At 34.6% G+C, this 10,786-nt stretch carries 7 protein-coding genes; 4 read left to right on the forward strand and 3 right to left on the reverse strand.

The genetic code is table 11. The features are described from left to right. The first annotated feature begins 77 nt into the window (after positions 1-77). Both VLC96_RS14370 and VLC96_RS14375 read left to right on the forward strand, forming a co-directional pair. Positions 78-1,940 (forward strand): ABC-F family ATP-binding cassette domain-containing protein, encoded by a 1,863-nt coding sequence (locus VLC96_RS14370; RefSeq protein WP_325263996.1) that lies wholly within the window; start codon positions 78-80, stop codon positions 1,938-1,940. 180 nt (positions 1,941-2,120) lie between these two features. Then, positions 2,121-2,690 carry a hypothetical protein gene (locus VLC96_RS14375; RefSeq protein WP_325263998.1) on the forward strand — a complete coding sequence of 190 codons (570 nt, stop codon included), beginning with the start codon at positions 2,121-2,123 and terminating at the stop codon, positions 2,688-2,690. 548 nt (positions 2,691-3,238) lie between these two features. Here the strand turns inward: VLC96_RS14375 and VLC96_RS14380 are convergent. Continuing rightward, positions 3,239-3,775, reverse strand: coding sequence for a YceI family protein (locus VLC96_RS14380; RefSeq protein ID WP_325264000.1), 537 nt, complete (start codon positions 3,773-3,775; stop codon positions 3,239-3,241). Between the two features lie 112 nt (positions 3,776-3,887). Here VLC96_RS14380 and VLC96_RS14385 point away from each other — a divergent pair, with 112 nt between their 5' ends. Next, the gene (locus VLC96_RS14385) at positions 3,888-4,229 is read left to right on the forward strand and encodes a winged helix-turn-helix transcriptional regulator (protein ID WP_325264001.1); all 342 of its coding nucleotides are present in this window, start codon (positions 3,888-3,890) and stop codon (positions 4,227-4,229) included. A gap of 383 nt (positions 4,230-4,612) precedes the next feature. Here VLC96_RS14385 and VLC96_RS14390 read toward each other — a convergent pair whose 3' ends face one another. Next, positions 4,613-8,089: a PPi-type phosphoenolpyruvate carboxykinase family protein gene (locus VLC96_RS14390; RefSeq protein ID WP_325264003.1), complete on the reverse strand. Its 3,477-nt coding sequence runs from the start codon at positions 8,087-8,089 to the stop codon at positions 4,613-4,615. A gap of 338 nt (positions 8,090-8,427) precedes the next feature. Then, on the reverse strand, positions 8,428-9,978 hold the full coding sequence (locus VLC96_RS14395) for an SDR family oxidoreductase (RefSeq protein ID WP_325264005.1): 1,551 nt from the start codon (positions 9,976-9,978) through the stop codon (positions 8,428-8,430). 224 nt (positions 9,979-10,202) lie between these two features. Between VLC96_RS14395 and VLC96_RS14400 the strand changes: the two genes are divergently transcribed. Next, a partial coding sequence (locus tag VLC96_RS14400; protein WP_325264007.1) for an O-methyltransferase occupies positions 10,203-10,786 on the forward strand: 584 nt, incomplete at its 3' end.

A 10,786-nucleotide genomic window follows, 5' to 3' on the forward strand; every position in this document is an offset into this window, starting at 1 on the left:
TATTTAAAATTAGAGACCTAATTAGAGACCTCTAAATTTAAAAACACAAAAAAGCTTTATTTAAAGCACTTTAATCAATGAATTATCTTTCAGTAGAAAATATATCTAAGTCTTTTGGAGAGCGTACACTTTTCAAAGACATCTCTTTTGGAATAAACAAAGACCAAAAAATTGCTTTTATTGCCAAAAATGGTTCGGGAAAAACCACTATAATGAGCATCATCAATGGTTTGGATGAACCTGATACGGGACAAGTTGTTCTGAGAAAAAGCATCCGAATGGCGTTTTTGTCACAAGACAATAAATTACAGGACGAATTGACGATTGAAGAGAGCATTTTTGCGTCTGATAATGAAAGTTTGAAAGTAATTGAAGCTTATGAAAAAGCATTAGAAAATCCAGAAGATGAAGAGGCTTATCAAAAAGCTTTTGACGCAATGGACAGGCATAACGCTTGGGATTTTGAAACGCAATTCAAACAAATTTTGTTCAAATTGAAGTTGGAAGATTTTAAATTGAAAGTAAAAAATCTTTCGGGTGGACAGAAAAAAAGGTTGTCTCTTGCGATTATTTTAATTAACCGTCCCGATTTATTGATTCTGGATGAGCCAACGAATCATTTGGATTTGGAAATGATTGAATGGTTGGAAAGTTATTTTGCAAAAGAAAATATTACGTTGTTTATGGTGACGCACGACCGTTTCTTTTTGGAACGTGTTTGCAACGAAATCATTGAATTAGACAATGGAAAAATTTACCAATACAAAGGAAACTACTCTTATTATTTAGAGAAAAAAGAAGAACGAATCGCTTCCGAAAATGCGAGTGTCGACAAAGCGCAAAACTTATTTGTAAAAGAATTGGAGTGGATGCGCCGCCAACCAAAAGCAAGAACCACTAAGTCTAAATCACGTCAGGATGATTTTTATGTAATTAAAGAAAAAGCCCAAAGCCGCCGAAAAGAGAACAAAGTAGAGCTTGAAATTAATATGGAGCGTATGGGAAGCAAGATTATCGAGCTTCATAAAATCTCTAAAAAATTCAAGGATCATGTTATTCTGGACAATTTCAGTTATGATTTTCAGCGTGGAGAACGCATCGGAATTATTGGTAAAAACGGAACTGGAAAATCGACTTTTCTAAACTTGCTTACAGGAACTTTGCCTCTTGATAGTGGAAAAGTGGTTGTTGGTGATACCATCAAAATTGGCTATTACACTCAAAGCGGAATTAATCCAAAACCAGGACAACGCGTAATTGATGTTATTAAAGAATACGGAGAATTTATTCCTTTATCAAAAGGACGAATTATTTCGGCTTCGCAATTGTTGGAGCGTTTTCTTTTTGATGCCAAAAAACAATACGATTATGTAGAAAAATTGAGTGGTGGCGAGTTGAAACGTTTGTATTTATGTACCGTTTTAATTCAGAATCCAAACTTCCTGATTCTCGATGAGCCGACGAATGACTTGGATATTGTGACTTTGAACGTATTGGAAAGTTTCCTTTTGGATTACCCGGGCTGTTTGGTTGTAGTTTCGCATGATCGTTATTTTATGGATAAAATTGTAGATCAATTATTCGTTTTTAGAGGTCAGGGAGAAATTGAAACTTTCCCCGGAAATTATTCTGATTTTAGAGCCTATGAAGACAGTGCCGATATTGCTCAAAAAGAGGAAAACAAAACCGAAAAGAAAGAATGGAAACAAAACAATCCAACAGGAAATCTAACTTTTAACGAGCAAAAAGAATTTCAGAAAATCGAGAAAGAAATTAAAGATTTGGAAATTGATAAAGCCAAAATCGAGCAATTATTTTCCGATGGAAAAGTTGCCGATGCCGACATCGAAAAGAAAGCCAAAGAACTCGAAAACCTCATCAAGAAGATTGAAAGCAAAGAGGAAAGATGGTTTGAACTTTCTGCGAAGATGGAAGGGTAGAGATTTTAGATTGCAGAATTTAGAATTTAGAATTTTAGATACATCTTAAAAAAATAGCTTCAAAACCACAATGGAATTTATATTCTGTTGTGGTTTTTGTTTTTTAATAAACTCAACATTTGCTTAAAGATAACCACAAAGATTTTTTTTTGACTAAATTTATAACTCAAAACTTCATCCATGAAAACAGCATTACTACTCCTTTTTACGGTACTTTCTATACAACTGCAAGCCCAATCTGCAAACGAAAACGAAGCAGATTCCGTTAAAAATAATAAATGGAATTTTGGATTGGAACTCGATGTTTTACCCTATGCTACGGGCGGTTATTTTGGAGCGGGTTGGATTGGAAAAGACAATTGGCGTGGCAGAGCTCTTTTTGCCGACGTCAACAGACCTGATTTTGTAACCAAAGACGGTTTTACCGATCACCATGTAAAAGCGTATGCGATTCTGTTAGATCGTTTTTTGAAAGACAATTGGAAAGGCTGGTGGATTGGAGCCGGACCTGTTTATTGGAAAAGTGACATACAAAGTGACAGCAGCAATGCCTCCAAAAACTTCGACAACTTTTTATTAAACGGAAGTTTAGGCTATAATTTTACTATCTACAAAAACATTTATATTTCGCCTTGGGCTGGTTTGAGCCTTAAAGTTGGTGGTAACGATGAATTCACTTTAGACAACAAAGAATATAATTTGCCTTTGCTAAACCCTGAAGCTTCAATCAAATTTGGAATTTACTTTTAACAACCTGTTGGGTGGAATGCTGTTTAAATAAAAGATAAACCATATAGACACATAGATTTAATAACAAATCATTAAAGAATAAATAGAATAGACCTATTTTTACTTCGTCAGTTCGCCCTTCGGTCTCGGGTCACATAGGTGGGCTATGTGAGAAGTGAGATGACTATCAAATTCTTTTTGAACACTATAAATTCTATGTTTCTATGTGGTTAAAGGTTTATATAGTCTAATTATTTTTTGTCACATCGAGGCATAAATTTTTATTTTAAAAAAGCAATATAAAATGACTTTAAAACAGTCTAGCTCATACCAATACGTCTTGGCACTACAGCGGGTTTGGGGTTAAACTAAGCCTTATTTTCGGATTTGCCACCCGAGCGATAGCGAACAGGCGAAGCAAATCATTCCAAATACAAAACCATTTTTCCATTAAGCCAATTGCCCAAATCCGTTGTAGTGGCTTTTACCAGCAGGCTTTATGTTTATCTACAAAAAAAGACAAAAAGATTATTAGTCAATTTGTCTTAATGTTTTTTATTAATTTCCGATTATGCTAATTCAGCGACCTGAATGTTTGCTTCCAGTTTGATGTTTTCTCCTAACCCCAAACTGCCTGATCCAGTAGGAATGTTCCATGCTATTCCAAACTGTTTTCGATCAATAATTCCAGTAATTTCGAAACCATGCTTTAATTGACCTTGAGCACTAATTTCTGATCCACCATATTCTACATTTAAATCTACATTTTTAGTGACACCTTTCATTGTTAAATTTCCGCTCATTTTATAATCATTTCCATTAGTATTTGTAAATGAGGTTGATTCAAAAATTATTTTGGGATATAAATCAGAAGAGAAGAAGTCATCATTTTGTAAGTGCTCATCCCGCTGTGGTTGATTAGTATCAACACTTTTAACATCAATTGAGAAGAATACTTTAGCGTTGTTAAAATCTGATTTCTCAGTAATGATAGTTCCATCAAATTTTCTGAAAGAACCGGTTACAGTTGAAATAACCAAATGCTTAATTTTGAAAAGCACTTCAGAGTGCAAAGGGTCTATGACCCAAGATTTTGAATTTTCCATTTTTTTAGTTTTATTTATTACTCAAAATTAATTAATTTTGATATCGATAATATAGTTGTTACCTATTGGTAAGTAGTTACCTATAGTAAATCATACTGCAAATCAAATAGATATGAGTCAAAAAGAAGATGTTTGCCAGTTTAAGTTAATGGTCTCGAGAGATGCATTAGAAATTATCCAAGGAAAATGGCGGTTGCCAATTATCATTTCATTGACACTTGGCAATAAAAGATTTGGTGAAATACAAAGAGATATATCCGATATTTCTCCAAAAATGTTATCACAGGAATTAAAAGCTTTAGAAATGAATAAAATAATTAAGCGTACTCTCTATGACAGTATGCCAATAACGGTTGAATATTCTTTAACTCCATTAGGAATGTCTATGAAAAAAATGTTAGACGAATTGATTAATTGGGGTAGTCATTTTAGAAAAGAAATCATAGGTCAATAGTTAGGGATTTGCTCTCGTATCGTAAGCTTGCTGGTAAACTACACGCAACACCTACTATAATATTCATTCCGTAGGACACGAGCGAAAGCGAATTGGCAAAGCAATCTCAAGTCAGTTGCTCACCTTGGGGAGATTCCTACGGAATGACAAGTTTGCGGATTATTGAAATGTTGAAAAACGTCATTGGTAGCGCAATTAAGCTGGCACAAGGGTTCACGACTTCGCTCGAACTGACAATAAGACCAATCCATTTTTCTAAATTTTATAATTCAGATCTTGTCTTATTTTAATGATCAAAGCCACAGCAAATCAGATTTGCTGTGGCTTTTTATCTTTAGACACCTAATTTTTAAGCGATTTCTTATTATAAAAAAATTATTGGACTACTTTTTATACAATGGATCAGCTCCGATTGTTCCAACTAAACTATCGATATATTTAGGAGAACTTGCCGTTGCCAACATATTTTTTACGTTTTGCAAACGGGTATTCAAATCCATTTCGGCTACCAATACTTTATTTTCAGCATTTGAAATGAAATTTTCTAAATAACTAATCTGATTAGTGTAAAAAGCAATATCCTTTTGTTGTTTCAAATGCAGTCTTTCTTTATACCAATCGCTATTGATAACGTAATCTCTTTCGAAGTAACTTCTCAATTCAGGATCGCTCATTTCTTTTCCTTCATAATTACCATACGCCATGATGTGTAATAAGATTTTCAATGGCGGAATGGCAGCCTCGATACTTCCATCTTCAAAATAACATAATGCTACTTTTTGTTGCGCTTCGACAATATTTGCAATTCCATCAACATAATCTTCAATGCCTTGTAATTCTGGTTTCAACATTTTCTCATTGAAAACAGCTTTTGGCTCATCAAATAAACGGTTCAAGCATCTTAAACAGAACGTATCAGTAATACGATATCCTAATCTGCTGGCCAATACTTTTTTGCCTTCATATTCAAAATCTTCCACTTTTTCCAAAGAGCCATTGGCAATCAAAACTTTTGGATCACGATCTGAAGGTGCTAATCTTGCCCAAATTTCCGGTATTAAAAGACTGATATCATGATCTACTTTATTATCTCCACCTACATAACCCGCTGCGGTACTGAAGGCATTTGATTCCGTTAAAATATGTGATAACAAAGCATTATTCAAATCAGATGTTGGTGTCAACATATTGAAAGGTCCTTTGGTCAAAGCACCTTCAGAACCAGCTCCTGTAGTCGATGGCGATTTACCTGTAAGACTACAAATAAAATCCATAAACAATTCAGGCGTTTCCTGATAGTGAATTGGGTTATAAACTGCCAACGGACGAATGCCTGATTTTTTATCAGCAGGATTGTTTCTTCTACCCGGCAATACTGCATTTACCACATTGATAACCGGATCTTCAGATTTTATTTTTCTAAATAAACGAACACCAATTTCACCTAAATAACTAGCTTCGGTTTCATTAATAAAAATATTCGGCTCAAGATAACGAGGGTTTTTTGTTGGCTCTCCATTTACAATTCTTGTATGAGAGGGCAATGAAAAATATACTTCCTCATCTGGGCTGTTCACAATACTGATAATTAAATCCTTAACTGGCTGCGTATACTTATCAAAATTAATAGTGTCTTCAAAAATCTCGATGGCATCTTTTTTTCGTAAAGGCTCATAGTTTGTCAAAAACACATTGTCGCTTACAATATCTCTTTCTGCTCCTTTGTCATAACCTCTAATGATTGCTTCGTCTGGTCTTTGGAACAAATAAGATTCACAGTTGGCAACTACTTTTAAACTTTTATTGGAATATTGCGGATTTAAATTCTTTAACTGACTACTCGGCAGTGTAATCGAAGCTGAAATATCATCTTCCATCTGAATTTTTTGACTTGCAGAGAAATCAGATCGCAACTTATTCAACAACCATGTCCCTTTTTGGTTAAATCCGATACGAACATAACTACCAACGACTGGCGTATTATTATACAACAAACCTGTACCGTTTTTGCCATTCATGATTTCAACCGACATACAATCTTTCCAGTTCAGTGCACCGTGATCTTGTCTGTACAATCTTTTTACAAATAATACTAATGATCGAATGTGAACCGGAATGTTTTTAATAAATTCGTTGAATTCATCACTATTTTCATTAGAAGGCGTCAATAATTTTACAGCAGAGCCCAAAGTTCGGTTTTGATCCAAAAATGATCTTGATGGTGGCAATTTAGGATCTTTATTTTTCCATCTATTAGAGTAATTATATTCAATTATCTCATCGGCCTTTTTAAAGTCTTCATCGATATCTAAAATATTGAATGCACTATAAGTAATCGCATTTTGCATCGATTTAGAAATCTCCGATTTACCTCCGCCAGAAACCGTACAAGGTTTATGACAAAAAACACCTTCGGGAGTAGTATTTACAATTCTCCACAAAGAAATAGCATTGTGCTTTTCTAATTTAAATTTATTTCCTGTTGGGTGAATGTAAACTTTATTTGGAGATAGAATTAATTTTTGTTCTTTGTTATCATAGTCCCAAGTAATGCTGTTGGTGTTGGTGTTGATATAAGCATTTTCTGGAATGTAAATTAAGTTTGGATATTTTTTGTCCACAGCATAATTGCCTGGTTTCACATCAATTCGGTCACCTAACAATGATTTTGCCTCTTCAAAATTATATTGGTTTCCAAATTTGCCTGAAAAAACAGCTCCATTAACAATATCACCCATCACACCTCGAGGATAAGCAATGGCACCTCCAGAATGTTCCTCTTCTACCAAACCAAATAAATTAGCTGAATAGCTGATTTGAGTTTTAATTTCTTTTTTAGAATAACCATAATAATTATCGGCGATAAGAGTTACTACTACTCCTCTTTCGTCTCTACAAGTTACTTTAAAAGCACCTCCATTATTATACAATTCATTCTCATCTTTCCAACACATTCCATCTTTTTTCTGACGATCTGTAGCATCATCAAAATGAGGTAAACCAATATCCTTTTTCTTTAATGTACGCAATTGTGGGGCCAGAACAATACAACCGGTATGACCCGTCCAATGTTCTGTGTCTAATGCTGCATCATTTTGAGCAAGTCCAGGATCACCTGCATTGCCAAAAATAGCTTCAACGAAATCTAAATTACTCACCAAATTTCCTGGTGCATAAAAACGAATCTCCATTGATTTTTTTGAAATTACTCCCTTCACTTCAGGACAAACCATTGGTCTCAATAACATAGAAACCATTACTTTGGCTTTGTCTTCCTGATTAGATGTAAATGGCAATATTTTTAATTCATCCGAAGGGTTGAATGCTGCGTTTAGAAAATGTGCAAAAGCAATTTTTGGCACTTCAATTTTATCCAAAGGCGCTGGCAAATTCCCTTCTACTATATGAAATGTACCAACTGTAGTTCTTTTGTCTTGAGTTGGATTATTTAAAATCCCCTGTTTAATTCTATAAGAAGTAACATCATCACTTACAAAAGTAGTTCCGTTTGGCGGTAAACTCAATTCTCTGGCATGCCCTTTTTGAGTTAAAATCAAAGTATCATTTGGTAAAATATATGATTTATCAAAAGGGACATCTTTAAGATAATCGTTCAAAAAGTTTTGAATGCGGTTGTCGGCTGGGGAAAGATGATTAGATAATAACCTTGATTTTTCGCGAAAGCTCTTTATCAGACCATTTGTTAACTCTTGAAATTTGGGATTGCAAAACGGAATTTCTGCATTTTCATCGTCTTGATAAATAGGCTGACCAAGAGAAGCTAATTGAAGATTGATATACCTCACAGTATCTTTTCTTTGTCTCAATAGCTCAGGACTAATGTTACTTTCTATGCTCATGTTATAATCTATTTAAGTTTTAATTATATAATCTATTCCTTTGTGTAAAAAAAACATACCATTTCACAAAGTTCTCAATAAGCAAAAGATAATTAAATAATAAAAGTCATTTGCTATCTCAAAAAAAAACATTATTTGAATGGTGAAAAACCTTTAAAGTGACAAAGTTTTTTATAAAATTATCACAAATTCAAATTCGATTGTTTATTTAAAAATTAAATTTAGAATAAAGAATAATGACTAGGTAAACATTATGCTATTTTATAAACACAAAAAAAGCCACAACCAAAATTTAATTTCAGTTGTGGCTTTTAAATTTATAAAGAGACAATCTTGTACTACCAGGCAATAGGTCTGTAATCCTTCAAAAACTTACCACTCCAATGTTTGCCTGTATTGATACCATCAAACAAAGGATCCATAACACGAGCCGCTCCATCGACAATATCAAGTGGCGGCTGAAAATCGTGTTCTTCCTGTTTTCTTTTGGCTAATTCTGCAGGATCTTCATCGGTTACCCAGCCAGTATCAACGGCATTCATAAAGATTCCGTCTTTAGCCAACGTTCCTGCGGCAGTATGGGTTAGCATATTTAGTGCAGCTTTTGCCATATTGGTATGCGGATGACGATCTTCCTTAAAATCACGGTAGAACTTCCCTTCCATCGCCGAAACATTGATAATGTGCTTTTTTCCGGTATTATCTTTCTTCATCACTTCCGAAAGACGATTACACAATACAAAAGGAGCTACCGAATTCACCAGTTGTACTTCAATCATTTCGGTGGTTTCTATTTGTCCTAATTTTAAACGCCAACTGTTTACTTTTCTTAAATCTACCTGTTGCAAATCGGCATCGAGTTCTCCTTCGGGAAAAACTTCCTGAGCCACCAATGTATTATCGAAAGAGTAAGGAATTTGAGATAATTTGGCAGAAGCTCTTAACCCAATTCCAGGCTCAGGCCCATGCCAAGTCACAGGCATATTTTGATTGGATGAAGCGCCTGCGGTCAATATTTTCAATTCGTCCAGACAATTGGTATGATCCAATAATAAATCCTGAACTTGCTGGGGCAATGAAACGATAGGTCTTTCTTCATTTTCCATCAAATGGGTGTAAAATCCAGCCGGACGCCGTACTGTCTGGGCTGCATTATTGATTAAAATGTCCAATCGTCCGTATTTTTGTTCGATAAAATTGCAAAAAATCTCCACGCTCGGAATGTGTCTTAAATCCAATCCATGAATTTTCAATCGGTGTCCCCACTCATTAAAATCCTCTTCTTTCGCAAATCGCATAGCCGAATCTACAGGAAAACGCGTCGTGGCAATTACAGTTGCACCACCACGCAAAAGCATTAGAGTAATATGGTAACCAATTTTTAGACGAGAACCTGTAATCACAGCAATTTGTCCATTTACATCAGCCGATTGAAAGCGTTTGGCATAATTAAAATCTCCACAATCTGAACACATCGAATCATAGAAATGATGCATTTTGGTGAATTCAGTTTTGCACACATAACATTTTCTGGGAGTCTCCAATTCCAATTGTTCTTTACTAGCCAAATCATTCATCGCTAAAAGTTTTGGAGCGACAAATACAACCGCTTCACGAGCCGAACGGATTCCTGTTTCCTTGCGAGCAGTTCTGTCTTTCTTTTCTTGTTTGCGTTTGGCAATGGCTTTTGCGTCTTTTTTTCTTTTTACAAGTTCATCACGATCTGGGCGTGCAAATTGACCAGCTGCTTTGATTAAAGCTGTTCTTTGTTCTTTGGGTATCTCAAAAATCTGATCTGTATCAGTGTTTAGTTCGGTTAAAATGGCAATGCACTGGTTTATTTCTTCCAATGTTATTGCACTCTTAGACTCAATTACTTCCTTCATCATTTTATAAAATTCATTGCTGTTTTTTGGCTACATTTCAAGGTGGCAAATATAGTTGAATAAAAAGCTATTTTGCAGAGATTCGCGAAGGAAACACAGAGATTAACAAAATTTAATTTTAGAAATCGCAAGCTCCACAGCATCGTTCAAAGTTTTGTTTGAGTTTTTAAAAAATCTCTGTGTACCTTTGTGCCATTTACGTTGTGAATCTCCACGAAATAATTACTATGCTTTTTCAAATTAAATCTTACTTACAATTTCTTTGGCATTCCAAAAACGAGCATGCTGTACATTCTCCATTTGTATTTACATTATTGACCAAATGTTTTTATGACAAGAAATTCAAATCAGATTATACTATTTTAAAAGAGTATCGAAACGACCTTTTGCAAAACAAAAACTCAATCCAAATCACCGATTTTGGAGCAGGTTCACGCGTATTTAAATCCAATACGAGACAAATTGCTCAAATTGCCAAAACAGCCGGAATTTCATCAAAGCGCGCTGAATTATTATTTAGGATTGCAAATTATTTTCAGCCCACAACTATTTTAGAAATTGGAACTTCTCTCGGATTGGCTACTTCTGCCCTAGCTTTGGGAAATCCAAAAGCAGCGATTACAACACTAGAAGGTTGTCCCGAAACTCTAAATCAATGTCAATTGCAATTGCAAAAATTCAATATCAATACTGTTAATTGTATTGCTACTGAGTTTAGCAGTTACTTCCAAAACCACCAACTATCAACTGCCAACTACCAACTCATTTATTTTGATGGAAATCATTCAAAAAAAGCTACTTTGGATTATTT

Source organism: Flavobacterium sp. (genome assembly GCF_035456085.1).
Lineage (GTDB): Bacteria > Bacteroidota > Bacteroidia > Flavobacteriales > Flavobacteriaceae > Flavobacterium.

What these genes read in the sequence shown, in the direction of transcription:
- VLC96_RS14380 (WP_325264000.1), bottom strand. Translation starts at nt 3,775, where the DNA reads ATGGAAAATTCAAAATCTTGGGTCATAGACCCTTTGCACTCTGAAGTG.
- VLC96_RS14385 (WP_325264001.1), top strand. Translation starts at nt 3,888, where the DNA reads ATGAGTCAAAAAGAAGATGTTTGCCAGTTTAAGTTAATGGTCTCGAGA.
- VLC96_RS14390 (WP_325264003.1), bottom strand. Translation starts at nt 8,089, where the DNA reads ATGAGCATAGAAAGTAACATTAGTCCTGAGCTATTGAGACAAAGAAAA.
- VLC96_RS14395 (WP_325264005.1), bottom strand. Translation starts at nt 9,978, where the DNA reads ATGATGAAGGAAGTAATTGAGTCTAAGAGTGCAATAACATTGGAAGAA.
- VLC96_RS14370 (WP_325263996.1), top strand. Translation starts at nt 78, where the DNA reads ATGAATTATCTTTCAGTAGAAAATATATCTAAGTCTTTTGGAGAGCGT.
- VLC96_RS14375 (WP_325263998.1), top strand. Translation starts at nt 2,121, where the DNA reads ATGAAAACAGCATTACTACTCCTTTTTACGGTACTTTCTATACAACTG.